Raw genomic sequence first — 25,412 nt, 5'->3', positions numbered from 1 at the left:
CATGCAGCGCTGGCCCGACGACGAAGAGCTCCTCGGCAGCTGCGTCATGGCCTTGCACATGAGTGCCGCCGGTAGCCCGGAACGCTGGTCCGAGGCCGATCGGCCCGCGCCCCCTCTTCGCGTTTCACCTCAGCTGGTCAGCCGGCGGGCCCGTGCCACCAGGTCCCGCACCGAGTGGTCGGTCAGCTCCGGCAGCCGGTCGTAGTCGAACCAGCGCAGGTCCAGCGACTCCTCGCTGATCAGCGCCTGCGCACCGGCCGGTGCCACCGCGATGTACTGGACGTCCAGGTGGGTGTTCTCCGGCCGGTCCTTGCCGGTGCAGCGGACCCGGTGCCGGTCCAGCTTGGCCGGCACCGGGACGCCGTCCAGCTCCAGCAGGGCCAGGTCGGGGATGCCGGACTCCTCGACGGCCTCCCGCAGCGCCGCCGACGCGAGGTCCCGGTCGTCGGGCTCGCAGTGCCCGCCCATCTGCAGCCAGATGCCGACCTTGGGGTGCAGGGTGAGCAGCACCCGCCCGGCCGCCGGGTCGACGACCGCCGCGCTCGCGGTGATGTGCGCGGGCAGGCAGGACCGGTACAGGCCCTCGGGCTGCTCGGCCAGGTGCGCCAGGTAGTCGAGCCGCAGCCGGTCCTGCTCCTCGTCGGCGGGGCGCCACCCGGTCAGGGTGCGCACGGCGTCCGCGTGCAGGGACATCGCCCCGGTGTCGGTGGCCGTCATGCGGTGGGCTCGCCCTTTCCGTCGGTGCCGTCGCCGTCGCCGTCCCGCTTCGGCTCCTCGCTCTTCGCCGGCCCGTCGTTCTTGGTGAGGTCCGGCTTGGCGGCGGTGCCGCCCGCGGCGGCCTCGCCGAGCAGCTTGTCGATCGCGTCGAAGTCGAGGCCGCCCTCCAGGTCGCCGGTGCCCCGGTGCACGAAGGCGTCCGGGTCGTCCAGGTCGGCGGCGGTGGGCAGCATGTCCGGGTGCTGCCAGAGCGCGTCGCGGCCCTCGATGCCGCGCGCGTCGGCGAGCAGCGCCCACAGCCGGGCGGCGTCGCGCAGCCGGCGCGGGCGCAGCTCCAGGCCGACCAGGGTGGCGAAGGTCTGCTCGGCGGGCCCGCCGGCGGCGCGGCGGCGGCGGACGGTCTCGCGCAGCGCGCCGGCCTGCGGCAGGTGCGGTTCGGCGGCGGCGTGCACGACCGCGTCGACCCAGCCTTCGAGCAGCGCGAGCGCGGTCTCCAGGCGGGCGAGCGCGGCCTTCTGCTCGGGGGTGTCCTCGGGCTGGAGCAGCCCGCCGGCCAGCGCCTCCTGGAGCGCCTCCGGGTTGTTCGGGTCGAGCTGGCCGACGAGCTCCTCCATCCGGGAGGTGTCGACCTTGATGCCGCGGGCGTAGGCCTCGACGGCGCCGAGCAGGTGGGCCCGCAGCCACGGCACGTGGGCGAAGAGCCGCTGGTGGGCGGCCTCGCGCAGGGCGAGGTAGAGCCGGACTTCGTCGGCGGGCACGTTGAGGCCCTCGCCGAACTCGGCGACGTTCTGCGGCAGCAGTGCGGCCTTGCCGGCCGGGGCGAGCGGCAGGCCGACGTCGGCGGAGCCGACCACCTCGGCGGCGAGGGCGCCGAGCGCCTGGCCGATCTGGGTGCCGAACATGGCACCGCCCATGGAGCGCATCATGCCCATCAGCGGGCCGGCCATGGCCTGCATCTCCTCGGGCAGGACGCCGCCCATGGCGTTGCCGACCCGCTCGGCGACCGGGTCGACGAGGTCCTTCCAGACCGGGAGGGTGGCCTCGATCCACTCGGCGCGGCTCCAGGCGACGGCGGTGCCGGCGCCGGAGGGGAACTCGGTGGCGCCGTCGAGCCACAGGTCGGCGAGCCGGACGGCCTCGGCGACGGCGGAGTGCTCGGCGGCGCTGACCGAGCGGTCCTTGCTCTTGCCCTCGGCGGGTTCGGCGACGACGCTCTGGCGGGCGATGTTCTTGGCGAGGTCCCAGTTCACCGGGCCGCCCTCGAACGAGAGCATCTGCCCGAGCTGCTGGAACGCGCTGCCGAGGTCGTTGGGGTTGAGGCCGCCGAACATCGCGGCGAACGGGTTGTCGGCCCCGCCGGGGCCGCCCGGGGCTCCGCCGCCGGGCATGCCGAACAGCGCGCCGAACGGGTTGCCGGCGCCGAAGCCGAACGGCTGCGCGCCGCTCTGGTCGGAGCCTGCGGAGCCCTGGTCCTTCTTCTGCTGCTCGTTGTCGGGCTTGGCCTTGCCGTCCTCGGGCTCCTCGGGCGGAACGCCGAATCCGAAGGGAAGGTCGCTCACGGGGTCCTCGATCCGGTCGGCCGTCATACGGGTGTGGCGGGAAGTGCTGCCCGCCCGGGGCACCAGCGGAGTGGGGGACTCGTGGGCGGCTCCAGTGCGGCAGGCCCGCGCCGGGTGCACCGCCGGGCCTTCGCCTCGGGCAGGATGGACGTACGTGACACACGTCCGTACGCACATAAGCTAACCGTGGAGGATGGTCGGTGAGTTCCCCGCCTTCGGACGTTCGCTCTGGGCTGACCGGAGACGAGGACGCCCCGGACATCACGGCGTCGCCGCCTCCAGCCTACGGCGGACGGCCGCTGACCGTGGCCGTCACCGGTGCCGCCGGCGTGATCGGCGAACGGGTCGCGGCCCGTCTGGTCGCCTCGCCGCACGTGCGCAGGGTGCTGGCGGTGGACGACCGGCGCGGTGAGGTGCCGGGTGTGCAGTGGCGGGTGCTGGACGTGCGCGACCCCGCGGTGGCCGAGCGGCTGTCCGGGGTGGACGTGGTGGTGCACCTGGCGATGGACTTCGGCATGGAGTCGGATCCGCGCGCCCGCAGCGCCTACAACGTGCGCGGCGCGCAGACCGTGCTGACGGCGGCCGCGGCCGCCGGGGTGCACCGGGTGGTGCTCTGCACCTCCGCGATGGTCTACGGCGCGCTGGCCGACAACGAGGTGCCGCTGGCCGAGGACTCCGAGCTGCGGGCGACCGAGGAGGCCTCGCTGGTCGGGGACCTGCTGGAGATCGAGCGCCTGGCCCGCAGGGCGCCGCGCGCCCACCCGGGGCTGCAGGTGACGGTGCTGCGTCCGGCGGTGGTGGTCGGCCCCGGCGTGGACACCGTGCTGACCCGGCACTTCGAGGCGCCGAGGCTGCTGGTGGTGGCCGGTTCCCGCCCGTGCTGGCAGTTCTGCCACGTGGACGACCTGGCGGCGGCGCTGGAGTACGCGGCGCTGGGCCTGGTGGAGGGCGAGGTGACGGTCGGCTGTGACGGCTGGCTGGAGCAGGAGGACGTGGAGCGGCTGTCGGGGATCCGGCGGATGGAGTTGCCGGCCTCGCTGGCGCTGGGCACCGCGGCCCGGCTGCACCGGCTGGGCCTGACCCCGGCCCCGGCGGGGGACCTGGCCTACACGATGTACCCGTGGGTGGTGTCCGGCAGCCGGCTGCACGAGGCGGGCTGGCGTCCGGAGCACAGCAACGAGCAGGTGCTGGCCGAGCTGCTGGGCCAGGTCGCCGGGAAGCACGCGGTGGCCGGGCGCCGGCTGGGCGGCAAGGAGGCCGCGACCAGCCTGGGGGCGGCCGGGGCTACGGTGGCGCTGGTCGGTACGGCCGCGCTGGTGCGCCGGGCCCGAAAGCGGCGCCGCTTCTGAGACCGGCGGCCCCGAGGGACGGGCAGGTTTTCTCACGATGCGGAATCCCGCCATCGTGATGCGGAACCTGCTTGCCTCAAACCACCCGGGATGGGGAATCATGGGGGCATGTCCGAGAACCACGACCCCATCCGCCTGCTCGCCATCCGCGACACCCCGCTCTCGCTGGACGAGGTGTACGAGGCGGTCGGCGACGACGCGGCCGGCGGGACGACCGTCTTCGTCGGGACGGTCCGCGACCACGACGGCGGCAAGTCGGTCACCGCGCTGGAATACAGCTGCCACCCCACCGCCGAGCAGGAGATGCGCCGGATCGCCGAGAAGGTCGTCGCCGACTTCCCGGTGCGGGCGCTGGCCGCGGTGCACCGGGTCGGCCGGCTGGAGATCACCGACAAGGCGGTGATCGTCGCCGTGTCCTGCGCCCACCGGGGCGAGGCCTTCGCGGCCGCCCGGCGGCTGATCGACGACCTCAAGCACGAGGTGCCGATCTGGAAGCACCAGGTCTTCACCGACGGCGAGGAGGAGTGGGTCGGCGCCGGCAGTTGCTGACCCGGGTGCCCCTGTGGATCGGACCGGATCGGACCGGGGCGGACCCGAAAAGGGCGATTGGCTGCGGAGAGTGGCCACCTGCGCACGGAATGCGACGAACATGCCGGGCGGGCCGGGCTCTCACTCGAACGGGTCTGGGTCAGTGGGCCGAATACTCCCTGGCAGTGAGCCGATCGGCCGTCCCGTAACCCGGACGGCGCCGGCCGCGTTGTCCGCCGGAGTGGTTAATCTGCTCATAGACACGACGAGCTGGGAGTACTGATATGGGTGCGCTCGCCTGGTTGATCATTCCGGTCATCGCCGTCCTGCTCGCCGCCCTGTGGGCGGGCTGGGCCCAGCGTGCCCCGAGAGCCACGGGGGACCCGGCCTCGCTCGCCGAGCACCGGCGCTTCATGGCCGCGATGGAACGCACCACCGCCGGAAGCGCCGCCTCCGAGGACGGTTCCGGCCGCTAGCCCGGGGGGCGCCCGCTCATCCGCGTCCCGTACTGTCGAGGCATGCCACGCCGCTCCGCGACGATGCTCGCTGCCACCCTGCTGCTCATAGCGCTGCTCTGCGTCTCGGTGCTGATGAAGGTGCCGTACACGGAGATGAGTCCGGGGCCGACGTACAACACGCTCGGCAACCAGGGGGGCAAGTCGGTGATCACCATCACCGGGCGCGACTCGTACCCGACCACCGGGCACCTCAACATGACCACCGTCCAGGTCACCGGGGCCAAGTACGAGCCCAGCCTGGTCAACGCGGTGGTCGGGTGGCTGCGCGACGACGTGATGGTCGTGCCGCACGACAACGTCTACCCGAAGGGGCAGACGGACGCCGACGCCAAGAAGCAGAACGCCGAGGAGTTCGCCTCCTCCGAGGACAGTGCCCGCACCGCCGCGCTCAACCAGATGGGCATCCCGGTCGGCACCGAGCTGATCATCAAATCGGTCACGGCGGGGGCTCCGGCGGAGGGCCGGCTGCACGCGGGCGACCAGATCGTGGCCGTCGACGGCACGCCGGTCAGCACGGCCGAGCAGGTGGTGGCCGCGGTCACCAGGCACAAGCCGGGTGAGTCGGTGGTCTTCACCGTGGTCCCGCGGGTCAAGGACGCGACCGGCAACGGCGGCGCCAACCCGGGGGACCGGACCGACGTCACCGTCCCCACCGTGCGGGCCAAGGACCTCGACCCGAAGGCCCCGGCCGAGCGGGCGGAACTCGCGGTGGTCGGCATCGGCACCACGATCCGGCACACCTACCCGTTCCAGATCGACATCGGCCTCCAGGACGTCGGCGGGCCGAGCGCCGGACTGATGTTCTCGCTCGGCATCATCGACAAGCTCACCCCCGGCGGCGACCTCACCGGCGGCCGGTTCGTGGCGGGTACCGGCACCATCGACGACGACGGCAAGGTCGGCCCGATCGGCGGGATATCGATGAAGCTGATCGCCGCCCGGGACGCCGGCGCCGAGTACTTCTTCACCCCGTCCTCGAACTGCGCCGAGGCGACCAAGAACGTCCCGTCCGGGCTGAACCTGATCAAGACGGACACGCTGGACGGCGCGCTGAAGTCGCTGGAGCAGATCCGCTCCGGGCAGACCTCCGCGCTGCCGTCCTGCGCCGTGAAGTAGTGCCGTGAAGTAATCCCGTGACGTAGTGCGGAGAACGTGAAGGGGTGCCGCCGGGGCAGCCGGGGGCTACGAGAAGGTCGCCAGCAGCGCCGCGGTCAGGCCGGGCACCAGGTCCGGGCCGGTCAGCACCTCGCGGGCGACGTCCTTGGAGCGCAGCCGCAGCGCGATCTCCTTCTTGCCGTTGCGCAGCACGGCGGCGGTGATCCGCACCTCCTCGCGCTTGGGGTGGTTGGCCACCCACTCGGCGAGCTGGGCGTCGCTGGCGTTGCGCGGGCGGGTCTGCTCGGAGCCCGGAGGCAGCATCAGGCGCTCGACGACCAGGGCGCAGCCGACCACTGCGTCGGGCCAGGCGATGGTGCCGAGGAACTTGTCCAGCTCCATGCCGGCCGGCAGCTCGTCCTGCTCGACCGGGGTGAGGCCGGCCGTGTCGTCGTCGCCGAGGCCGAGCTGGGCGGCGATCTTCGGGTCGGCCTTGCGCAGGGCGGTGCTGTCCACCAGGGCGAACAGCCGGGCCGGGAGGTCCCAGCCGAGCGTGGCGGCGTACTCGTCGATCTCCAGCGCGGCCCGGGTGAGCGGGGTGGCGGCGGGGAGCTTGGAGACGTCGTCGGGGGAGCCGGGGGTGTTGAGTGCATTGGACGCGTCGGACATGCCTCAATCCTCACACGCCGGGCGGGGGCCCGGGCGCCGGGCGCCGCCGGTGGGCCGGGGAACGGCCGGGACGGGGAACGGCGTCGTAACCGTCTGCTAACGGTGGGAACTCGGCCAAAGCCTGGTTAAGTTTCCCTGAAGACCGACTGACTCCAGACGACACAGCTGAGGTGCCACCGTGGTATTCCAGATGCCGGAACGCTCAGGGCCGGGTTTCCGGCGCAGGGTAGGGCCGCCCTCCCGGCGGGCGCGGGTGGCCCTGCTGACCCTGGGCGTGCTCGCGGTGCTGTTCCTGCTGTTCGTCATGTTCGCCGGGTTCTGGACGGACTGGCTGTGGTTCAGATCCGTCCGTTACTCCTCGGTGTTCACCACGCAGCTGTGGACGAAGATCGGCCTGTTCGCGGTGTTCGGCCTGCTGATGGCGGTGATCGTCGGCTTCAACGTCTGGCTGGCGCACCGGCTGCGGCCGCCGCTGTCGGCGATGTCGGTCGAGCAGCAGAGCCTGGACCGCTACCGGTCGGGCCTGGCGCCGTTCAAGCGCTGGGCGCTGATCGGGGTCTCGCTGGTGATCGGCCTGGTGGCGGGCGCCGCGGCGTCCGGCCAGTGGCGGACCTGGCTGATGTGGACGAACGCGACGCCCTTCGGCGAGAAGGACGCCCAGTTCGGCATGGACGTCTCGTTCTACGCCTTCGACCTCCCGTTCTACGAGTTCGTGCTGGGCTTCGCGTTCAGCGCGGTGATCGTCTCGCTGCTGACCTCGGCGCTGGTGCACTACCTGTACGGGGGGCTGCGGCTGCAGGGCCCGGGCCGTCGGGCGAGCGCGGGCGCGCAGGGGCACCTGGCGGTGCTGCTGGGCGTGTTCGTGCTGCTGAAGGCGGTGGCGTACTGGCTGGACCGGTACGCGCTGGCGGTGAAGACCGGCTCCTACAAGGGGGTCTCCGGCTGGACCGGCCTGCGCTACGTGGACGCCAACGCGTTCCTGCCGGCCAAGACGATCCTGTTCTTCGTGGCGATCATCTGCGCGCTGCTGTTCTTCCTGACGCCGGTGCGCCGCACCTGGGCGCCGGCCCTGATCGGGCTGGGGCTGATGGTGCTGTCGGCGGTGCTGATCGGCGGGCTGTACCCGGCGATCGTGCAGCAGTTCCAGGTCAAGCCGAACGAGCAGGCCAAGGAAACGCCGTACATCCAGAAGAACATCGACGCGACGCGGCAGGCGTACGGGATCGCGGACGCGCAGACCACCCAGTACAGCCCGCAGGGGTCGACGACGGCCGAGGCGCTCAAGCCGGACGCGCAGACCATCTCCGACATCCGGCTGCTGGACCCGAACGTCGTCTCGCCGACCTTCCAATCGATCGAGCAGCAGCGCAACTACTACGCCTTCCCGAACACCCTGGACGTGGACCGCTACGGCTCCGGCACGGACAAGCAGGACACCGTGATCGGCCTGCGCGAGCTGGACCTCAACGGCGTGCAGCGCAACTGGATCAACGACCACTTCAAGTACACCCACGGCTACGGCGCGGTCGTCGCCAAGGGCAACCAGGTCAGCGACAAGGGCGAGCCGGTGTTCACCGAGTCCGGCCTGCCGGCCACCGGCGCGCTGGGCGACTACCAGCAGCGGATCTACTACGGCGAGAAGACGACGTCGTACTCGATCGTCGGCGGCTCGAACAAGGAGATCGACTACACCACCAAGACCGGCGAGAACAAGGAGTACACCTACACCGGCAACAGCGGTGTCTCGCTGGACAACCCGATCACCCGGGCCGCGTACGCGGTGCGCTTCGCCGAGCCGCAGATCCTGTACGCGGGGGCGATCACCGACGGCGCGAAGGTGATCTACAACCGGACGCCGAAGGAGCGGGTGGAGAAGGTCGCCCCGTGGCTGTCGATCGACGCCGACGCGTACCCGGTGGTGCAGGACGGCCGGGTGGTCTGGGTGCTGGACGGCTACACCACCTCGGACGGCTACCCGTTCTCGTCGAAGACGACGCTGGGCACCGCGACCAAGGACTCGCTGACCAACCAGCGCGGTGAGCTGCTGACCGTCGCCAACCAGGTCAACTACATCCGCAACTCGGTCAAGGCCACGGTGGACGCCTACACCGGCGAGGTGAAGCTCTACCAGTGGGACGACCAGGACCCGGTGCTGAAGACCTGGATGAAGGCGTTCCCCGGCACCGTCGAGCCGAAGGCGGACATCCCGGGCACGCTGCTGCCGCACCTGCGCTACCCGCAGGACATGTTCAAGGTGCAGCGCGACCTGCTCGGCCAGTACCACGTGACCGACGCCAACTCCTTCTTCAACGGCAGCGACATCTGGCAGATCCCGGTCGACCCGACCAGCGACACCAAGCAGGTCCAGCCGCCGTACTACGTGACGGTGCGGATGCCGGACCCGCAGGTCACCTCGGCGAGCTTCTCGCTGACCACGACCTTCGTGCCCAACGGCCGCCCGAACCTGGCCGCGTTCATGGCCGTCAACGCCGATCCGGGGCCGGACTACGGGAAGATCCGCATCCTGAAGATCTCGGGGGACAACAGCGCCCCCGGCCCGGGCCTGGTGCAGTCGACGTTCAACTCCCGGCAGGAGGTGGCCTCGCAGATCTTCGCGCTGAAGAGCGGCGGTGACACCGAGCTGGAGTACGGCAACCTGCTGACCCTGCCGGTCGGCGGCGGGCTGCTCAACGTCGAGCCGGTGTACGTGCGCGGACGCGGCGCCAAGTACCCGACGCTGCAGAAGGTGCTGGCGGTGTACGGGAACGACAACGTGGCGTTCGAGAACACCCTGGAGGACGCGCTGAAGAAGGTGTTCGCCGGGGCGGCCCCGGGGACCACGCCGACCGCGCCGTCCACGCCGAACAACCCGGGGACGCCCACCAATCCGGGGACGCCCACCAATCCGGGGACGGCGACCGGTCCGGGGACGGCGACGCCGGGCGGGACGATCTCGCCGGAGCTGCAGAAGGCGCTCGGGGACGCGGAGAAGGCGTACAACGACAGCCAGACCGCGTTCAAGAACGGCGACTGGGTGGCCTACGGCAACGCCCAGAAGGCGCTGGGCGATGCGCTGAAGGCGGCCGAGGCGGCCCGCGGCGGGAGCCCGGTGCAGGCCCCGACGCCGGGTGCGACCCCGGGCGCGACGCCGACCGGATCGCCGTCCGGGCAGCCGTAGCCGTAGCCGTAGCCGCAGCCGTAGCCCGCTGAGCTGCGGCAACCGATTCCTGTTCCACCCCGCACCCGTGCTATGGTTCAACTACCGACGCGGGGTGGAGCAGCTCGGTAGCTCGCTGGGCTCATAACCCAGAGGTCGCAGGTTCAAATCCTGTCCCCGCTACTCAGTGGCCAGAGGCCCGGAGGATTCTTCCTCCGGGCCTCTGGCGTTTTTCCCCCGAAGCGGTGGGAACCGCTCCGGTACCATCAACCGTCGCCAACGACGACGGCACGGGGTTTGTGGGGCCCGAGTGTCGGGAAATCGACAAAGCGCCGAAGCAATTTCGTCGGCTTCGGGTCGGCCCCGCCCGAATTCGGCCGGGGCAGGTGTACGCGGGTTGCGGGTGGTGCGACGATGGGACACATGGGGGACGGTGCGCGGCTGCTGACCGGCCGTCGGTTCCGGTACCTCCCCTGGGGGTCCCCCCGGCCGCGGGCCGGGGCACGATGCCGCGACACTCTGGGGGAGCGGGAGTCGGCATGAGGCTGATCGGCAAGAACGGGTCAGGCACCAAGTCCGCGGCGGCCACCGAGGCGGACACCGACGCCTGGGCGGAGAGCCCCGAGAGCCGCCCCGGAGCCCTGCCCGCCCAGCGCACCAGCGGCCTGTCCGAGCGCCCCCCGGTCGCCGGCTACGGCCCCGACAGCCTGGTCCGCGTGCCCACCCGTCAGTTCGCCGACGCCGTCCGCCCGTACGGGCCCGACGGCGCCGCCGCCGACGGCCCGAACGCCGCCGCACTCGACCCGGCCGGCCTGGACACCACCAGCTTCGAGACCGCGCTGGCCGCCCGCGAGAGCGCCGCGCTGGAGGCCCGCCACCGGCAGGCCGCCGACGACGGCGACCCGGACGCCGCCAGCCGGCTCGGCACCCTGCTGCTGCGCCGCGGCGACCTGGAGGACGCCGAGCCCTACCTGCGCGCCGCCGCGGCCGCCGGGACGCGCGCCGCCGCCAACAACCTCGGCGTGCTGCTGCACCAGCAGGGCCACCGCGCCGAGGCCGCCCAGTGGTGGCGCCAGGCCGCGGTGGCCGGCAGCGCCCCCGCCGCGCACGCGCTCGGGCTCCAACTGCGCGACCAGGGCGAGGAGGAGGCCGCCGAGTACTGGCTGCACTTCGCCGCCGACCACGGCCACCCGCTCGGCGCCTACGCGCTGGGCGACCTGATGGAGCACCGGCGCGACGTGCGCGCCGAGCGCTGGTTCAAGGTCTCCGCCGACGCCGGGCACCGGGAGGCCGCCTACCGGCTGGCCCGGATGCGCGAGGCCGCCGGGGACAAGGAGATCGCCGAGGCCTGGTACCGCACCGCCGGCGCCCGCGGCCACGCCCGCGCCGCGCTGCGCCTGGGCGTGCTGCTGGAGGAGCGTGCCGCCACCGACCAGCCGCTGCTGGAGGAGGCCGCCCGCTGGTACCGGCAGTCCGCACAGAACGGCGAGCCGCGGGCCGCCTGCGCGCTGGGCTTCCTGCTGCGCGACTCCGGGGACCTGGCCGCCGCCGCCGAGTGGTGGCGGGAGGCCGCCGAGGCCGGCGACGGCAACGCCGCCAACGCGCTGGGCGCCCTGCACGCCGGCCGCGGCGAGTCCAAGGAGGCCGAGCACTGGTACCGCACCGCCCTGGACGCGGGCGACCAGAACGGCGCCTTCAACCTCGGCCTGCTCTGCGTCGCCACCGGCCGCGACCAGCAGGCCGAGCAGTGGTACCGCCGGGCCGCGTACGCCGGGCACAGGGAGGCCTGCAACGCGCTGGCCGTGGTGCTGTTGCAGCGCGGCGAAGAGACCGGCGCCGAGCCGTGGTTCTCCAAGGCGGCCGAGGCCGGCAGCGTGGACGGCGCGTTCAACCTGGGCGTGCTGCACGCCGGGCGCGGCGAGCAGCGGCAGGCCCAGGAGTGGTACGCGCGGGCCGCCGCCGAGGGCCACGGCGAGGCCGCGCTGCAACTGGCCGTCGCCCAGGAGCAGCGGGGCAACCTGGCCGGCGCGCTGGAGCGCTACCGGCAGGCGGCGTCCGGCGGGTCGGCGGAGGGCGCGTTCCGGCTGGCCTCGGTGCTGGACCGGCGCGGTGACGCGGACACCGAAGCCGAGCACTGGTACGCGCTGGCGGCCGATGCCGGGCACCGGCGGGCGCAGGTGCGGATGGGGGTGCGGGCGGCCGAGCGCGGCGCGCTGGAGATCGCCGAGAGCTGGTACCGGCGGGCGGCCGAGGCCGGCAGCCGCAGTGCCGCCTTCAACCTGGGGCTGCTGCTGGCCCGGCAGGACCGCGAGGCGCAGGCGATGCTCTGGTACACCCGGGCGGCCGACGCCGGGCACGGGCGGGCGGCGCTGCGCCTGGCACTGCTGGCGCTGCGCCGGGGGGAGCCGGTGCAGGCGGAGAACTGGTGCCGCCGGGCGGCCGACTACGGGCCGGCCGAGGTGGCGGAGCGGGCCGGGCGCCTGCTGGGCGCGCTGCACGCGGAGCTGAGCGCGTAGGGCGTGTCCGGAGGTCCCCCGGGGCGGCGGTTTCTGGGGGCCGTGTTACGGCGTGCCCGTGCAGTCCGGGCAGAGGCCGCGGTAGGTGACCTCGGCGGTGGTGACGGTGAAGCCGAAGCGTTCGCCGGCCGGGAGGGCGGCGAGCGGGTCGCCGTGCGGGTGGACGTCGCGGATGGCGCCGCAGCCGGAGCAGACCAGGTGCTGGTGGGCGCGGTGGGCGTTGGGGTCGTAGCGCTTGGCGCGTCCGTTGGTGGCGACCTCCAGGACCTCGCCGAGGCCGACCAGTTCGCCGAGGGTGTTGTAGACGGTCGCGCGGCTGATCTCGGGCAGGCGGGCGACGGCGCGGGCGTGCACCTCGTCCGCGGTGAGGTGCACGTGGTCGCCGTCGAGGACCTCGGCCACGACCCGGCGCTGTGAGGTCAGCCGCCAGCCGCGTCCGCGAAGTCGTTCCAGCAGGTCGCTCATGGGAACAGGATAAGTCACGCTCTGAGATTGGTTCCAGTGTTGACTTGGACAAAGTCCAAGTTAGGATCGAGTCGTCACGACCGGATAACGCGGAGGCCCTCTTATGACGACCCAGGACGAGCTGCGCCCCACCCTCACCACGGAGGCGGGTGCCCCCGTCGCCGACAACCAGAACACCGAGACCGCGGGCCCCGGCGGCCCGGCGCTCATCCAGGACCAGCAGCTCTTCGAGAAGCTCGCGCACTTCAACCGCGAGCGGATCCCGGAGCGCGTGGTGCACGCCCGCGGCGCGGCGGCCTACGGCACCTTCACGGTGACCGCCGACCTGACGCCCTACACCCGGGCCTCGTTCCTGTCCGAGGTCGGCAAGCAGACCGAGGTCTTCCTGCGGTTCTCCACCGTGGCCGGCAACCTCGGCTCGGCCGACGCGGTGCGCGACCCGCGCGGCTTCGCGCTGAAGTTCTACACCGAGGAGGGCAACTACGACCTCGTCGGCAACAACACCCCGGTGTTCTTCATCAAGGACGCCGTGAAGTTCCCCGACTTCATCCACACCCAGAAGCGCGACCCGTACACCGGCTCCCAGGAGGCGGACAACGTCTGGGACTTCTGGGGCCTGTCGCCCGAGGCCACCCACCAGGTGACCTGGCTGTTCGGCGACCGCGGCATCCCGGCCAGCTACCGCCACCTCAACGGCTACGGCTCGCACACCTTCCAGTGGCAGAACGAGGCCGGCGAGCACTTCTGGGTCAAGTACCACTTCAAGACCGACCAGGGCATCAGGAACCTCACCCAGGACGAGGCCAACCGGCTGGCCGGCGAGGACCCGGACAGCCACCAGCGCGACCTGCGCGAGTCGATCGAGCGCGGCGAGTTCCCCAGCTGGACCGTGCAGGTCCAGATCATGCCGGCGGCCGACGCGGCGAACTACCGCTTCAACCCCTTCGACCTCACCAAGGTCTGGCCGCACGCCGACTACCCGCCGGTCGAGATCGGCCGGCTGGAGCTCAACCGCAACCCCGACAACGTCTTCGCCGAGGTCGAGCAGTCGATCTTCTCCCCGTCGCACTTCGTGCCCGGCATCGGCCCGTCCCCCGACAAGATGCTGCAGGGCCGCCTGTTCGCGTACGCGGACGCCCACCGCTACCGCGTCGGCATCAACGCCGACCACCTGCCGGTGAACCGCCCGCACGCCACCGAGGCGCGCACCAACAGCCGCGACGGCCACCTGTACGACGGCCGCCACGGCCGACAGAAGAACTACGAGCCGAACAGCTTCGGCGGCCCGGTGCAGACCGGCCGCCCGCTGTGGGCCGCCACCGCGGTCACCGGCGCCACCGGCAACCACGAGGCGCCCTCGCACGCCGAGGACGACGACTTCGTGCAGGCCGGCAACCTGTACCGGCTGTTCTCGGAGGACGAGAAGCAGCGGCTGATCGCCAACCTGGCCGGCTTCATCGCCAAGGTCTCCGCCGACCGCGAGGACATCGTCGAGCGGGCGGTCGACAACTTCCGCAAGGCCGACGCCGACTACGGGCAGCGGCTGGAGGCGGCCGTTCGGGAGCTGCGCAAGCAGTAGCCGGGACGCGCCCCGATGAGCGGCGGGCCCGGTCGACCGGAGGACCGGTCGACCGGGCCCGCACCATGTTCGGCCGGGGAGGACCTAGACGCTCAGGCGGCGCAGGGTCTCCTCGTGGAGGATGCCGTTGCTGGCGACGGCGTCGGCGCCGCCGGGGCCGGACACGCCGTCCAGACCGGTGAAGCGGCCGCCGGCCTCCTCGACGATGACGCAGTTGGCGGCCATGTCCCAGAGCGACAGCTCGGGCTCGGCGGCGATGTCGACCGCGCCCTCGGCCACCATCATGTAGGACCAGAAGTCGCCGTAGGCGCGGGTGCGCCAGCAGGCGCGGGTGAGGTCCAGGAAGGGGTCGAGGCGGCCGCGCTCCTCCCAGCCGGAGAGCGAGGAGTAGGAGAAGGAGGCGTCCTCGATCCGGGAGACGCCGGAGACGTGGATCCGGGAGGCCTTGGTGAGGCTGCGGCCGGCGTAGGCGCCGAGGTCCTTGGCCGCCCACCAGCGGCGCTGCAGCGCGGGGGCGGAGACGATGCCGACCACCGGGCGCTCGACACCGTCCGGGCCGTCCTCCAGCAGCGCGATCAGGGTGGCCCAGACCGGGACGCCGCGGATGTAGTTCTTGGTGCCGTCGATCGGGTCGATCACCCAGCGGCGCGGGCCGGAGCCCTGGAGGCCGAACTCCTCGCCGAGCACCGCGTCGCGCGGGCGGGCGCGCTGCAGCACGCTGCGGACGAGTTCCTCGGCGGCCTTGTCGGCGTCGCTCACGGGGGTGAGGTCGGGCTTGGTCTCGACCTTCAGGTCGAGGGCGCGGAAGCGCTCCAGGGTGACCGAGTCGGCCGAGTCGGCGAGGACGTGGGCGAGTCGGAGATCGTCGTGGTAATCGGCCATGTCCGAAACCCTAGCGATCCCGCCCGGATCGGGACAGCCGGGCTCGCGGACCGGGACGGGCCCGCCGGAGGCGATTGGGCTCGCGGACCGGGACGGGCCTGCTCAGTGCGCCGAGCCGCTGAGCTGGAGGCCGATCACGCCGGCGATCACCAGGGAGATGGACACCAGCTTCAGCACCGAGGTGGTCTCGTCCAGGAAGACCATGCCGTAGATGGCGGTGCCGGCCGCGCCGATGCCGGTCCACACCGCGTAGGCGGGGCCGACCGGCAGGCTCTTCAGGGACAGTGTGAGCAGGCCGAAGCTGCCCAGGGCGAACACGCAGAAGCTGATGGTGGGCCAGAGCTTGGTGAAGCCCTCGCTGAGCTTGAGGTTGATCGCGAAGCCGGTCTCCAGCAGGCCGGCCAGGACCACCAAGGCCCATGCCATCGCGTGCCCTCCCTGTCGATCGACGGGTCGGACCGCGCTGTGGCCCGACCTTCCTATGATCGCCAGGCCGGCGCGGTCCGACACCTCGAACGGTCGGGAAACCCATGGGACGGTAAAACCGCCGCCCGGGTCAGTCGCCCTCGCGGGCCTCCTTGCTGGCCAGCAGGCGGCGCAGCGAGTAGAGCCGGGCGCCCTCGGCGTGGCCGCCGGCGACCCAGGCGTCCAGCGCGCAGTCCGGCTCGTCGTGGCTGCAGGCGCGCGGGCAGTCGACGGTGCCGGGCTCCAGGTCGGGGAAGGCGTGGATGACCCGGGACGGGTCGATGTGCGAGAGGCCGAAGGAGCGGAAGCCCGGGGTGTCGATCACCCAGCCCGGGTCCAGCGCCTTCTTGGAGCCCGGCTTGGCGCCCGGCGGCGGGGGCAGCCGCAGCGCCAGGGCGGACACGGTGGTGTGCCGGCCGCGCCCGGTGACCGCGTTGACCCGGCCGGTCTGCCGCTGGTGGTCCGGGACGAGGGCGTTGACCAGGGTGGTCTTGCCGACGCCGGAGTGGCCGATGAACACCGTGGAGAGGCCGCGCAGGTGCGCGCGGACGGCCTCGGCGCCGGCCGTCTCCAGTTCGTCCCGACGGGTGACCACGTAGTCGATGCCGAGCGGCGCGTACGACTCCAGCAGCGGCCCGGCCGGGGCGAGGTCGGCCTTGGTGAGCACCAGCAGCGGCTCCATGCCCGCGTCGTACGCGGCCACCAGGCAGCGGTCGATCAGCCGGGGCCGGGGCTCCGGGTCGGCCAGCGCCGTGACGATGGCCAGCTGCTGGGCGTTGGCGACGACGATCCGCTCGTACGGGTCGTCGTCGTCCGCGGTGCGCCGCAGCACCGAGCTGCGCTCCTCGACCCGGACGATCCGGGCGAGCGTGTCGGTGTCCCCGGAGAGGTCGCCGACGATGTTGACCACGTCGCCCACGACGACGCCCTTGCGGCCCAGCTCGCGGGCCTTCATGGCGACGATCTCGCGTTCCTGCTTGGTGCCCGGGTCGATCAGGCAGGTCAGCCGGCCGCGGTCGATGGTCAGCACCATCGCCTCGGCGGCGTCCTCGTGTTTGGGCCGGATCCGGGTCCGCGGCCGGGAGCCCCGGCGGGCGGGGCGGTTGCGGATGTCATCCTCGTCGGCGTCCTTGCCGTAGCGGCGCATGTGCTCAGTCTCCGCTCAGGCGTCCGCCACCGCTTCGCCGAGCAGTTCCGCCCACATCTTCGGGAAGTCCGGCAGGGTCTTGGCGGTGGTGGCCACGTTCTCCACCTCGACGCCGGGCACGGCCAGGCCGACCACGGCGGCGGCGGTGGCCAGGCGGTGGTCCTCGTAGGTGTGGAAGACGCCGCCGTGCAGCGGGCGCGGGCGGATCCGCAGGCCGTCCTCGGTCTCGGTGACGTCGCCGCCGAGGTCGTTGATCTCCTTGGCGAGCGCGGCGAGCCGGTCGGTCTCGTGCAGCCGCAGGTGGGCGATGCCGTACAGGTGGGACTCGGAGTCGGCCAGTGCGGCGACGGCGGCGATCACCGGGGTGAGCTCGCCGACGTCGTGCAGGTCCGCCTCGATGCCGTGGATCCGGCCGGTGCCGGTGAACTGCAGGCCCTCGTCGGTGAACTCGCAGGCGCCGCCCATCCGGGTGTAGATCTCGCGCAGTTGGTCGCCGGGCTGGCTGGTGTGCTTGGGCCAGTCGCGCACGGTGACCCGGCCGCCGGTGACCAGGGCGGCGGCGAAGAACGGCGCGGCGTTGGAGAGGTCCGGCTCGACCACCAGGTCGCGGCCGATCAGGGCGCCGGGGGTGACCCGCCAGACGTCCTTCTCGCCGCCGTCCTCGGGGGCGTCGACCTGGACGCCGGCCAGGCGCAGCATCTCGACGGTCATCCGGATGTGCGGCAGCGACGGCACCGGGCCGCCGACGTGCCGGACCTCGACGCCCTGGTTGTAGCGGGCGCCGGAGAGCAGCAGGGCGGAGACGAACTGGGACGAGGAGGAGGCGTCGAGCTCGACCGGGCCGCCGTCGAGCGCGCCGGTGCCGTGCACGGTCAGCGGGAAGGCGCCGCGGCCGCCGTCGTCGATCCGGGCGCCGAGCGCGCGCAGGGCGTTGATCACGCCGTGCTGGGGGCGCTCGTAGCTGCGCGGGTCGCCGTCGAAGTGCACCGGGCCGTCGGCGAGGACGGCGAGCGGGGGCAGGAAGCGCATCACGGTGCCGGCGTTGCCGACGTCGATCGAGGCGGGGCCGCGCAGCGCGGGGGTCGGGATGACCCGCCAGGCCTCGCCGCCACCGGTGCCGCCGGAGTCGTTGTTGACCTTCTCCTCGATGCCGACGCCGAGGGCGCGCAGGCCGTCGGCCATCAGCTGGGAGTCGCGGCTGCGCAGCGGCCGGCGCACCCAGCCGGGCTCGTCGGCGAGCGCCGCCAGCACCAGGGCTCGGTTGGTGACCGACTTGGAGCCGGGGATGGTGACGGTGGCGTCAACGGGGGTGGTCGCGACGGGGGCGGGCCACAGGGTCTCGGTCATGGGGCCAAGTTTAGGGGCCGTACCGGAACGGCCCCTGCGCCAACCGCATGGCGGGACGGGGGAGGCCCGGTGCAGGGGTTGTGGCAGCCGGCCCGTGCCGCGGGGGCGGCCCGGTGCGGGGCCCGGAGCAGCCGGCCCGTGCCGCGGGGGCGGCCCGGTGCGGGGCCCGGAGCAGCCGGCCCGTGCCGCGGGCGAGGTTCAGTACAGGGGCTGGAGCAGCCAGCTCGCGCTCAGGGCGAGGCAGGCGAGGGCGGTGAGCAGGAAGACGGTGATCCAGGCGAGGCCGGGGATGTGGGTGAGGCGGGCCAGTTGGTCGGCGTCGGAGTCGCGGGCCCAGCCGATGCGGCGCTGGTGCTGGAGTTCGAGGACCGGGCGGACGGCGCCGAACAGCAGGAACCAGCAGCCGAGGTAGGCGAAGCCGGCCTGGACCTCGGCGCTGCCGAACCAGGACACCAGGAAGAACGCGCCGCCGGCGACCAGCACGGTGAACAGGCCGAAGGCGTTGCGGATGCGCACCAGGAGGGCGAGCAGCAGGACGACGGCCAGCCAGAGCAGCAGGGTGATCCGGCCGGTGGAGAGCAGTGCGGCGCAGCCGAGGCCGAGCAGGGCGGGGGCGGTGTAGCCGGCGGCGGCGGTGAGGATCATGCCGGGGCCGGTGGGGCGGCCGTAGGAGAGGGTGAGGCCGGAGGTGTCGGAGTGCAGCCGGATGCCGGCGAGCCGGCGGCCGGTGACGAGGGCGATCAGGCCGTGGCCGCCTTCGTGGGCGATGGTCACGGCGTTGCGGGTGACGTGCCAGAGCGGGCGGGCGAGGACGGCGAGCAGGGCGGCGCCGGCGGTGGCCAGCACCAGCCAGCCGGGCGGCGCGGGCTGGGTGCCGGTGACCTGGTTCCACAGTTCGCCGAGGTTCTGGTCGGTGGGTTGTGCGCTCATCGTCTCGTCTCCGCCTCCGTCCGCTGCGTTGGGCCGTTCGGGGCAGCCTCCCATGCGGGGACGGGCGGGCGGGAGCGGACGGTTCTCCTGGCGGGATGAAGAAGTGGTGAGCGGGGCCGGCATGGCAAGCTGGCCCGCATGTGCGGTCGCTTCGCAGCCAGTGGCAAGCCCGAGGACATCGTCGAGCTGTTCGGCGTCGAGCAGTGGGATCCGGCGGAGACGCTGGCCCCCAACTGGAACGTCGCCCCGACCACCAGCGCCTTCGTGGTGCTGGAGCGGGTGCCGAAGGGCCGGGCGCGGCCGGTGCGCCAGCTGAGGGTGCTGCGCTGGGGTCTGGTGCCGCAGTGGTCGCGGTCGGCCGAGACGGCGGTGAAGATGATCAACGCCCGTTCGGACACGGTGCACGAGAAGCCCTCGTACCGGCAGGCGTTCGCCTCGCGTCGGTGCATCCTGCCGGTGGACGGCTACTACGAGTGGCAGACGGTGCCGGGCGAGCGCGGCAAGGCGCGCAAGAAGCCGTTCTTCGTCTCCCGGGCGGACGGCACCCCGCTGGCGCTGGCCGGGCTGTACGAGTTCTGGCGCGACCGGACGGTGCCGGCCGACCATCCGGCGGCCTGGCTGGTGACCTTCACCATCGTCACCACCGACGCCGAGGAGTCGCTGGCGCCGATCCACGAGCGGATGCCGCTGTTCCTCGACCCGGCCTCCTACGACGAGTGGCTGGACCCGGGGCTGGACGACCCGGACGAGCTGCGCCGGCTGCTGATACCGCCGCCGCCCGGTGCGCTGCTGGCCACCCCGGTCTCGCCGGCGGTCGGCAGCATCCGCAACAACGGGCCGGAGCTCAAGGAGCCGTGGGCCGAGGCGGAGTACGAGACCACCCTGTTCTGACGTCTGACGTCTGACGTCTTCTGACGTCCGATGTTTGAAGTTCGACGATCGAGTCCTGACAGCTGAGGGAGCCTGAGCCGGTTGGAGCGACCGACGATGACCACCGAACTCGTCCCCACCGAGGTGGGGGACGCCCGGATCAGCTACCACCGGGCCGGTGCGCCGAAGGCGCTGCTGGCGCTCGGTCACGGCGCGGGCGGCGGGATCGAGGCCCAGGACCTGGTGGCGCTGGCCGCGGCGCTGCCGGCGCGCGGGATCACCGTGGCGCTGGTGGAGCAGCCCTGGCGGGTGGCGGGCAAGCGGCTCGCCCCGGCGCCGCGCACGCTGGACCGCGGCTGGACCCCGGTCGCCGGGCGGCTGGCCGGTCAGGGGCTGCCGCTGGTGGTCGGCGGGCGCAGCGCCGGGGCGCGGGTGGCCTGCCGGACCGGGGCGGCGAGCGGGGCGGTGGGGGTGGTGGCGCTGGCGTTCCCGCTGCACCCGCCGGGCCGGCCGGAGAAGAGCCGGGCGCAGGAGCTGCTGGAGTCGGGGACGGCGACGCTGGTGGTGCAGGGTACGGCGGATCCGTTCGGCGGGCCGCAGGAGTTCCCGGAGCTGCCGCCCGGGCACGAGCTGGTGGCGGTGCCGTACGGCGGGCACGGTTTCGACGTGCCCAAGCGGGCGCCGGTGGGGCAGGACGAGGTGCTGGAGGCGATCTGCCGGGCGGTCGGGGACTGGGTGCTGCGGGTCGTCTGAGGCGGCGGGGGCGGCCGTGAGCGGGGGGTTTCCACTCGATCACCCGTACGAGCGATTTCGGGGCGGGCGCGGGAATGCGGGCGGGGCCGGGGTGGTTGGCACTCTCGTCAGCACGATTCCCGGTTGAGAGGCAGGGCAGATGGGTTCGATCGCGTGCCCCGAGCGGTCAGAGCAGCGCGAGGCCGCCGCGGCGTTCGGCCCCGCCTGGTCCGACTGGATTGTCGCGGGCGAGAAGCCCGTCAGCCCGATATCCTCCATTTCGGGGCGGCCTGCCGTGGGTCGTGCCCGCCATGCCGAGGAGGTGGGTCCGGTCGTCGGGACCGAGCACGAGGCCGAGCCGGGCCGGGGCCCGGAGGAGGGCCAGCCCGCGGGCGAGGCGCTCACCGGTGAGGAGCTGGCCGAGGCGATCGGTGAGGACACCTTCCGGGTGTCGGCACAGGAGAGCGAGGAGGCCCGGCGGGAGCGCTTCGAGCGCGACGCCCTGGGCTACCTGGATCCGATGTACTCGGCGGCGCTGCGCATGACGCGCAACCCCGCGGACGCGGAGGACCTGCTCCAGGAGGCGTTCGCCAAGGCGTACGCGTCCTTCCACCAGTTCCGCGAGGGCACGAACCTCAAGGCCTGGCTGTACCGCATCCTCACCAACACGTTCATCAACTCGTACCGCAAGAAGCAGCGCGAGCCCCAGCGCACGGCGGCGGAGGAGATCGAGGACTGGCAGCTGGCCCGCGCCGAGTCGCACATGTCGACCGGTCTGCGCTCGGCCGAGACCCAGGCGCTCGACCACCTCCCCGACAGCGATGTGAAGGACGCGCTCCAGGCCATTCCGGAGGAATTCCGGATCGCCGTGTACCTCGCGGACGTAGAAGGCTTTGCGTACAAGGAGATCGCGGACATCATGGGTACTCCCATCGGTACGGTGATGTCCCGGCTGCACCGCGGCCGCCGTCAGCTGCGCGGCATGCTGGAGGATTACGCCCGTGAGCGCGGGCTCGTCCCGGCCGGCAGCGGGGCAGGGCAGGAAGCGAAGGGCTCGGGCTCATGAGCTGCGGCGATCCGCACGACACGGAGTGTGGCGAGGTCCTCGACCACCTCTACGAATTCCTCGACAACGAGATGGCCGAGGGCGACTGCGCCAAGCTGCGGGTGCACTTCGAGGAGTGCTCGCCCTGCCTGAAGCAGTACGGGCTGGAGCAGGCGATCAAGGCGCTGATCAAGCGCTCCTGCGGCTGCGACGACACCCCGGCTGACCTGCGCAGCAAGGTGCTGGCCAGGATCGACTCGATCCGGGCGGGGCAGCGTTCGGGCGAGCAGGTGGTGGTCGCCGTCGACACCACGGTCGAGTTGCACGTCGAGGCGGACCGGCCGGCGCCGGGCGCCGGCGAGGCCCCGGAGGAGTCGACGGTCCGGCCCGGTGCCACCGTCGAGGCGGGCGCCCCGGCGGAGTAGCCGCCCGGCCGTTCAACGGCCGGGCGGAGCAAGCGGACGGGCCTGCCGGCGAGGGCGGGCCGAGCGGTCCGGACACGGAGTCAGACGGCCCCGGGAGCGTGCGCTCCCGGGGCCGCTCCCTTTGTGCTTGCATGCGCCCCTCACTCGTTCGAGTGAGTTGGCGGTGCGCCAGCAGCGTCGTCGCGCCATCATGCGTCCTTACGCCCGGGTGGCGGCCTATCCTCCTGACGGACGCTCACCGCCGGTCCGCCCGGCGAGCTGAGGCAACGCGGGCCCGGACGTCGGGGAGGTCGAGATCGCTATCGACGGCGAAGACGCGGCCCTGCCGGAGGGGGCGATGCGCTACCTGGTGGCCGTCCCGGTGGCGGCGCTGTGCTGCCTGCTGCCGCTGCTGCCGACCGGCGTGCCGCCCGGGGTCCCGCGCTGGCTCGGCGCCCCGGTGGACTGGCCCAAGGTCGGGCTGCTGGCCTTCCTGCACGGCTGCTGGGAGTCACTGGCCCAGGGCCTGCCGACACCCTGCCTGCGACTGGTCCGCCGACTGCTGCGCCGCCCGCCGCCGCCCGAGCGGGCGCTCTCCCGCCCCGGGGTCAACGCCTTCTTCCCGGTGCTGTTCGCCGGCGTGCTGATGCTGCCGCCGGCCGCCGCGGCGCTGGTCGCGGTGCCCACCGCGGTGCTCGGCGGCCCGGCCGGGCACGGCTGCCGGACCCGCCAGCTGTGGAACGGCTCCCAGCTCGCGCTGTGCGCCTTCGCCTCCGCGGCCGCCTTCCACCTGCTGCACGGGCCGCAACTGCTGCTCGGCTCCCGCTTCCCGGCCGCGCTGCTGCCCGGCTTCGCCGCCGTCGTCACGTTCTGCCTGGTCAACGGGGTGCTGGTGGGCGCGATGCTGATGCTCGCGGAGGACCGCCGGCCCGTCGTGCTGCTGCGCGGGGCGGTCGCGGTGTGCGGGCTGCCGGTGCTGGTGCACGCGGCCGGCGGCCTGATGGTGGCCGTGCTCTGGCAGGGCCCGTACGGGGCGTTCGCGGCGCTGCTGGCGCTGCTGCCGCTGTCGATCTCGGCCTGGGTGTTCGCCCAGGGGCAGCGCGAGCGGGACGCCCACCAGGCCACCGTGCAGTCGCTGGTGCAGGCCGTGGAGATCAAGGACTCGTACACCCGCGGGCACAGCGAACGGGTCGGCCGGGCCTCGGTGCTGATCGCCGGTCAGCTCGGCATGGAGGCCGAGCGGCTGCGCACCCTGCGCTTCGCGGGGATCCTGCACGACGTCGGCAAGCTGGGCGTGGCCACCGAGTTGCTGCGCAGAAACGGTCCCCTCAGCGAGGCGGAGCGGCGGGCCGTCGAGGTCCACCCCGTGTACGGGTACGAGCTGGTGCGCGGGATCGCCTTCCTCGGCGAGGCGCACGCCGGGATCCTGCACCACCACGAGCGGATGGACGGCCGGGGTTACCCGAGCGGGCTGGTCGGCGAGCAGATCCCCGAGTTCGCCCGGATCATCTCGGTCGCCGACGCCTTCGACTCGATGACCTCCACCCGCTCCTACCGGCGCGGCCGCCCGGTCGCCGAGGCCGTGGCGGAGCTGGAGCGCTGCTCGGGCAGCCAGTTCGACCCGGTGATGGTCCGGGCGCTGATCGACGCGCTGGCCGGGCACGACTGGCAGCCGGTGCTGCCGCCGCCCGGGGACGGCATCCGGGCCGTCCCCGACATTCCGCTCGGAGTGCCCGAGCCGGCCCGGGCGGCGCCGGGCCGGGTGCCCGCGCAGGGCGGGAGCGTCCCCACGGCCGGGCAGCCGTGACCGCGGCCGGCCGGGAGGCCCGCGTGGTGCACGCGGCGGCGGCCGCGCTGCTGGTGTTCGCGGTGGGCGCGGTCGCGCTGCGCGGGGTGGCCGGGGCGCGGGTCGCGCTGGCGTTCACGGCGCTGATCGCGCTCGGCGAGTGCGTCCGGATCACTCTTCCGGGCGACCGCGAGCAGGCGCCGATCGGCGCGGCCGGCGCGCTGGCGTACGCCCTGCTCGGGCCGCTGCGCGGGGTGCCCACCGCGCCCGGGATGCTCCAGGTCGTCGCGGTGACCGGCGTCGGCCTGCTGCTGTCCTGGCTGCCCGGCCTCGCGTTGCCCCGGCTCAGGGCGTGCCGCCCGGGCCGGGGCCGACCGGGCCTGATCCAGCGGGCCCGCCCCGGCCGCCCGCACCGGCGCCCGCCCTGGGCCGACCCGGCCCGGCGGGACAGCGCCGCCCGTCGGCTGCTCGGGGTCGGCTTCGCCGCCGCCGTCTTCCAGCCGCTCTACAACGGCGGACTGGTCGACCGCTTCTCGCCCGAGGGCCCGGCGTACGGGGCGTTCCTGACCGCCGTCGCCGCGCTGGCCGCGCTCTGCGACGCGACCCTGGCGGCGCTGCTGCGCCGGTCGGCGGCGGGTCTGGAGGGCGGGCTGCGGTTCCCGGCGGCGCTGGAGGACGAACTGCGCTCGCTGTTCGGGATCGGCTCGGCGATCGTCGCCACCGGGATGCTGGTCAGCCTGGCGGCCGGCGAGGTCGGGCTGTGGGCGCTGCCGCTGTTCTGCACCCCGCTGCTGCTCGCCCAGGTGTCCTTCCGGCGGGCCGCGGCCGTGCGGGCCACCACCGGGCAGACCATCGCCAGCCTGGCCCGGGCCACCGAGGTGGCCGGCTACACCCCGCACGGGCACGCCCGCCGGGTCGCGGACACGGCGTGCGCGCTGGGGCGCGAGCTGGGGCTGGGCACCCGGGAACTCGCCCTGCTGGAGTACGCGGCGCTGATGCACGACGTGGGCCAGCTGTCGCTGGTCGAGCCGGTGCCGGACGGCGCGACCGCGCTGCTGCCCTGCGCCGAGCAGCAGCGGATCGCCCGGCTGGGCAGCGAGGTGATCCGCCGCACCGGGGTGCCCCGGCAGGTCGCCGAGCAGGTCGCCCGGCTGGCCGATCCGGTGCTCGGCACGGCCGGCGGGGACGGCGCGGTGCCGCTGGCGGCCCGGATCATCCGGGTGGCCAACGCCCACGACGACCTGCTGACGGCGGCCCGCGGCCGCGGGGTCGGCGAGGCGGTGGGCCGGCTGGAGGCGCTGGAGGTGCTGCGGCTGGGGCGCGGCCGGGTGTACGACGCCCGGGTGGTGGACGCACTGGCCCGGGTGGGCGGCTAGGCCCTGCCCGGTGGATCAGGCCCGGGCTCGGGCGGGCTCGGGCGCGGGCCTGAGTTCGGAGGCTGACCCGGGCTCCGGCGGAGCGCCGCGGACCGGCGGGCCTCCGTCGGGGTTGAGGCGGGGCGGCCGGGCGGGCAGGCTGGGTAGGGGCGGCCCCAACCTCGGCGGTGGGGAGCGCGGGCGGGGGCGGGCGTGGTTGGATGCGGTCGTAGCGTGGAACACCGACCCGGGGCACCGTGCCCCGGACCCCCGCGGAAGTGGATCCGGACGCGGCGG

22 protein-coding genes and 1 tRNA gene are annotated in these 25,412 nt (G+C 73.4%); 14 read left to right on the top strand and 9 right to left on the bottom strand.

Annotated elements, in window-relative coordinates:
• Positions 1-129: 129 nt before the first annotated feature.
• Both AB0O82_RS29665 and AB0O82_RS29660 read right to left on the bottom strand, forming a co-directional pair.
• On the bottom strand, positions 130-693 hold the full coding sequence (locus AB0O82_RS29665; RefSeq protein ID WP_363586992.1) for an NUDIX domain-containing protein: 564 nt from the start codon (positions 691-693) through the stop codon (positions 130-132).
• A gap of 20 nt (positions 694-713) precedes the next feature.
• Complete coding sequence (locus AB0O82_RS29660; protein ID WP_363586988.1) at positions 714-2,276, bottom strand: zinc-dependent metalloprotease; 1,563 nt, start codon at positions 2,274-2,276, stop codon at positions 714-716.
• A gap of 260 nt (positions 2,277-2,536) precedes the next feature.
• On the opposite strand from AB0O82_RS29660, the gene AB0O82_RS29655 reads away from it, so the two are divergent.
• The 4 genes from AB0O82_RS29655 (at position 2,537) to AB0O82_RS29640 (ending at position 5,787) form a co-directional block, all read left to right on the top strand.
• A complete protein-coding gene (locus tag AB0O82_RS29655; protein WP_063351152.1) occupies positions 2,537-3,625 on the top strand; it encodes an NAD-dependent epimerase/dehydratase family protein in 1,089 nt (362 codons plus the stop codon).
• A 108-nt stretch (positions 3,626-3,733) separates the two neighbouring features.
• Positions 3,734-4,174 (top strand): molybdenum cofactor biosynthesis protein MoaE, encoded by a 441-nt coding sequence (locus AB0O82_RS29650; RefSeq protein WP_350879704.1) that lies wholly within the window; start codon positions 3,734-3,736, stop codon positions 4,172-4,174.
• 263 nt (positions 4,175-4,437) lie between these two features.
• On the top strand, positions 4,438-4,629 hold the full coding sequence (locus AB0O82_RS29645; RefSeq protein WP_350879703.1) for a hypothetical protein: 192 nt from the start codon (positions 4,438-4,440) through the stop codon (positions 4,627-4,629).
• Positions 4,630-4,671: 42 nt separating this feature from the next.
• The gene (locus AB0O82_RS29640) at positions 4,672-5,787 is read left to right on the top strand and encodes a PDZ domain-containing protein (RefSeq protein WP_363586987.1); all 1,116 of its coding nucleotides are present in this window, start codon (positions 4,672-4,674) and stop codon (positions 5,785-5,787) included.
• 66 nt (positions 5,788-5,853) lie between these two features.
• Here AB0O82_RS29640 and AB0O82_RS29635 read toward each other — a convergent pair whose 3' ends face one another.
• On the bottom strand, positions 5,854-6,435 hold the full coding sequence (locus tag AB0O82_RS29635) for a PPA1309 family protein (RefSeq protein ID WP_363586986.1): 582 nt from the start codon (positions 6,433-6,435) through the stop codon (positions 5,854-5,856).
• Positions 6,436-6,625: 190 nt separating this feature from the next.
• Here AB0O82_RS29635 and AB0O82_RS29630 point away from each other — a divergent pair, with 190 nt between their 5' ends.
• The 3 genes from AB0O82_RS29630 (at position 6,626) to AB0O82_RS29620 (ending at position 12,108) form a co-directional block, all read left to right on the top strand.
• Positions 6,626-9,613, top strand: coding sequence for a UPF0182 family protein (locus AB0O82_RS29630; RefSeq protein ID WP_363586985.1), 2,988 nt, complete (start codon positions 6,626-6,628; stop codon positions 9,611-9,613).
• A gap of 88 nt (positions 9,614-9,701) precedes the next feature.
• Positions 9,702-9,775: transfer RNA gene (locus AB0O82_RS29625), tRNA-Met, on the top strand.
• Positions 9,776-10,131: 356 nt separating this feature from the next.
• Positions 10,132-12,108: a tetratricopeptide repeat protein gene (locus tag AB0O82_RS29620; protein ID WP_363586984.1), complete on the top strand. Its 1,977-nt coding sequence runs from the start codon at positions 10,132-10,134 to the stop codon at positions 12,106-12,108.
• A 45-nt stretch (positions 12,109-12,153) separates the two neighbouring features.
• Here AB0O82_RS29620 and AB0O82_RS29615 read toward each other — a convergent pair whose 3' ends face one another.
• Positions 12,154-12,573, bottom strand: coding sequence for a Fur family transcriptional regulator (locus AB0O82_RS29615; RefSeq protein WP_063347892.1), 420 nt, complete (start codon positions 12,571-12,573; stop codon positions 12,154-12,156).
• Between the two features lie 103 nt (positions 12,574-12,676).
• Here AB0O82_RS29615 and AB0O82_RS29610 point away from each other — a divergent pair, with 103 nt between their 5' ends.
• Complete coding sequence (locus AB0O82_RS29610; protein ID WP_363586983.1) at positions 12,677-14,152, top strand: catalase; 1,476 nt, start codon at positions 12,677-12,679, stop codon at positions 14,150-14,152.
• 84 nt (positions 14,153-14,236) lie between these two features.
• Here AB0O82_RS29610 and hisN read toward each other — a convergent pair whose 3' ends face one another.
• The 5 genes from hisN to AB0O82_RS29585 form a co-directional block, all read right to left on the bottom strand.
• Complete coding sequence (hisN, locus tag AB0O82_RS29605) at positions 14,237-15,034, bottom strand: histidinol-phosphatase (RefSeq protein ID WP_363586982.1); 798 nt, start codon at positions 15,032-15,034, stop codon at positions 14,237-14,239.
• 102 nt (positions 15,035-15,136) lie between these two features.
• The gene (locus tag AB0O82_RS29600) at positions 15,137-15,460 is read right to left on the bottom strand and encodes a multidrug efflux SMR transporter (protein WP_063347889.1); all 324 of its coding nucleotides are present in this window, start codon (positions 15,458-15,460) and stop codon (positions 15,137-15,139) included.
• A gap of 130 nt (positions 15,461-15,590) precedes the next feature.
• Positions 15,591-16,646 carry a ribosome small subunit-dependent GTPase A gene (rsgA, locus tag AB0O82_RS29595; RefSeq protein ID WP_363586981.1) on the bottom strand — a complete coding sequence of 352 codons (1,056 nt, stop codon included), beginning with the start codon at positions 16,644-16,646 and terminating at the stop codon, positions 15,591-15,593.
• 15 nt (positions 16,647-16,661) lie between these two features.
• On the bottom strand, positions 16,662-17,993 hold the full coding sequence (gene aroA / locus AB0O82_RS29590) for a 3-phosphoshikimate 1-carboxyvinyltransferase (protein WP_063347887.1): 1,332 nt from the start codon (positions 17,991-17,993) through the stop codon (positions 16,662-16,664).
• Between the two features lie 198 nt (positions 17,994-18,191).
• The gene (locus tag AB0O82_RS29585) at positions 18,192-18,923 is read right to left on the bottom strand and encodes a M50 family metallopeptidase (protein WP_350879695.1); all 732 of its coding nucleotides are present in this window, start codon (positions 18,921-18,923) and stop codon (positions 18,192-18,194) included.
• A gap of 138 nt (positions 18,924-19,061) precedes the next feature.
• Here AB0O82_RS29585 and AB0O82_RS29580 point away from each other — a divergent pair, with 138 nt between their 5' ends.
• The 6 genes from AB0O82_RS29580 (at position 19,062) to AB0O82_RS29555 (ending at position 25,136) form a co-directional block, all read left to right on the top strand.
• A complete protein-coding gene (locus tag AB0O82_RS29580; protein WP_363586980.1) occupies positions 19,062-19,814 on the top strand; it encodes an SOS response-associated peptidase in 753 nt (250 codons plus the stop codon).
• 96 nt (positions 19,815-19,910) lie between these two features.
• Positions 19,911-20,546: an alpha/beta family hydrolase gene (locus AB0O82_RS29575; protein WP_363586979.1), complete on the top strand. Its 636-nt coding sequence runs from the start codon at positions 19,911-19,913 to the stop codon at positions 20,544-20,546.
• A 301-nt stretch (positions 20,547-20,847) separates the two neighbouring features.
• The gene (locus AB0O82_RS29570) at positions 20,848-21,591 is read left to right on the top strand and encodes a sigma-70 family RNA polymerase sigma factor (protein ID WP_363377190.1); all 744 of its coding nucleotides are present in this window, start codon (positions 20,848-20,850) and stop codon (positions 21,589-21,591) included.
• A complete protein-coding gene (gene rsrA, locus AB0O82_RS29565; protein WP_363586978.1) occupies positions 21,588-21,995 on the top strand; it encodes a mycothiol system anti-sigma-R factor in 408 nt (135 codons plus the stop codon). The genes AB0O82_RS29570 and rsrA overlap by 4 nt, the downstream gene beginning before the upstream one ends.
• A 337-nt stretch (positions 21,996-22,332) precedes the next feature.
• Positions 22,333-23,781, top strand: coding sequence for an HD-GYP domain-containing protein (locus AB0O82_RS29560; RefSeq protein ID WP_363586977.1), 1,449 nt, complete (start codon positions 22,333-22,335; stop codon positions 23,779-23,781).
• 23 nt (positions 23,782-23,804) lie between these two features.
• On the top strand, positions 23,805-25,136 hold the full coding sequence (locus AB0O82_RS29555) for an HD domain-containing protein (protein ID WP_363586976.1): 1,332 nt from the start codon (positions 23,805-23,807) through the stop codon (positions 25,134-25,136).
• Positions 25,137-25,412: the final 276 nt, after the last annotated feature.

This window comes from Kitasatospora sp. NPDC088264, from assembly GCF_040685715.1.
Lineage (GTDB): Bacteria > Actinomycetota > Actinomycetes > Streptomycetales > Streptomycetaceae > Kitasatospora.
The sequence above is the reverse complement of the archived record's forward strand: the minus strand, read 5'-3'. Positions and strand labels throughout refer to the sequence as shown.

Coding starts and splice junctions, on each gene's coding strand:
- AB0O82_RS29665 (WP_363586992.1), bottom strand. CDS start 693: ATGTCCCTGCACGCGGACGCCGTGCGCACCCTGACCGGGTGGCGCCCC.
- AB0O82_RS29650 (WP_350879704.1), top strand. CDS start 3,734: ATGTCCGAGAACCACGACCCCATCCGCCTGCTCGCCATCCGCGACACC.
- AB0O82_RS29645 (WP_350879703.1), top strand. CDS start 4,438: ATGGGTGCGCTCGCCTGGTTGATCATTCCGGTCATCGCCGTCCTGCTC.
- AB0O82_RS29640 (WP_363586987.1), top strand. CDS start 4,672: ATGCCACGCCGCTCCGCGACGATGCTCGCTGCCACCCTGCTGCTCATA.
- AB0O82_RS29635 (WP_363586986.1), bottom strand. CDS start 6,435: ATGTCCGACGCGTCCAATGCACTCAACACCCCCGGCTCCCCCGACGAC.
- AB0O82_RS29630 (WP_363586985.1), top strand. CDS start 6,626: ATGCCGGAACGCTCAGGGCCGGGTTTCCGGCGCAGGGTAGGGCCGCCC.
- AB0O82_RS29620 (WP_363586984.1), top strand. CDS start 10,132: ATGAGGCTGATCGGCAAGAACGGGTCAGGCACCAAGTCCGCGGCGGCC.
- AB0O82_RS29615 (WP_063347892.1), bottom strand. CDS start 12,573: ATGAGCGACCTGCTGGAACGACTTCGCGGACGCGGCTGGCGGCTGACC.
- AB0O82_RS29610 (WP_363586983.1), top strand. CDS start 12,677: ATGACGACCCAGGACGAGCTGCGCCCCACCCTCACCACGGAGGCGGGT.
- hisN (WP_363586982.1), bottom strand. CDS start 15,034: ATGGCCGATTACCACGACGATCTCCGACTCGCCCACGTCCTCGCCGAC.
- AB0O82_RS29600 (WP_063347889.1), bottom strand. CDS start 15,460: ATGGCATGGGCCTTGGTGGTCCTGGCCGGCCTGCTGGAGACCGGCTTC.
- rsgA (WP_363586981.1), bottom strand. CDS start 16,646: ATGCGCCGCTACGGCAAGGACGCCGACGAGGATGACATCCGCAACCGC.
- aroA (WP_063347887.1), bottom strand. CDS start 17,993: ATGACCGAGACCCTGTGGCCCGCCCCCGTCGCGACCACCCCCGTTGAC.
- AB0O82_RS29585 (WP_350879695.1), bottom strand. CDS start 18,923: ATGAGCGCACAACCCACCGACCAGAACCTCGGCGAACTGTGGAACCAG.
- AB0O82_RS29580 (WP_363586980.1), top strand. CDS start 19,062: ATGTGCGGTCGCTTCGCAGCCAGTGGCAAGCCCGAGGACATCGTCGAG.
- AB0O82_RS29575 (WP_363586979.1), top strand. CDS start 19,911: ATGACCACCGAACTCGTCCCCACCGAGGTGGGGGACGCCCGGATCAGC.
- rsrA (WP_363586978.1), top strand. CDS start 21,588: ATGAGCTGCGGCGATCCGCACGACACGGAGTGTGGCGAGGTCCTCGAC.
- AB0O82_RS29560 (WP_363586977.1), top strand. CDS start 22,333: ATGCGCTACCTGGTGGCCGTCCCGGTGGCGGCGCTGTGCTGCCTGCTG.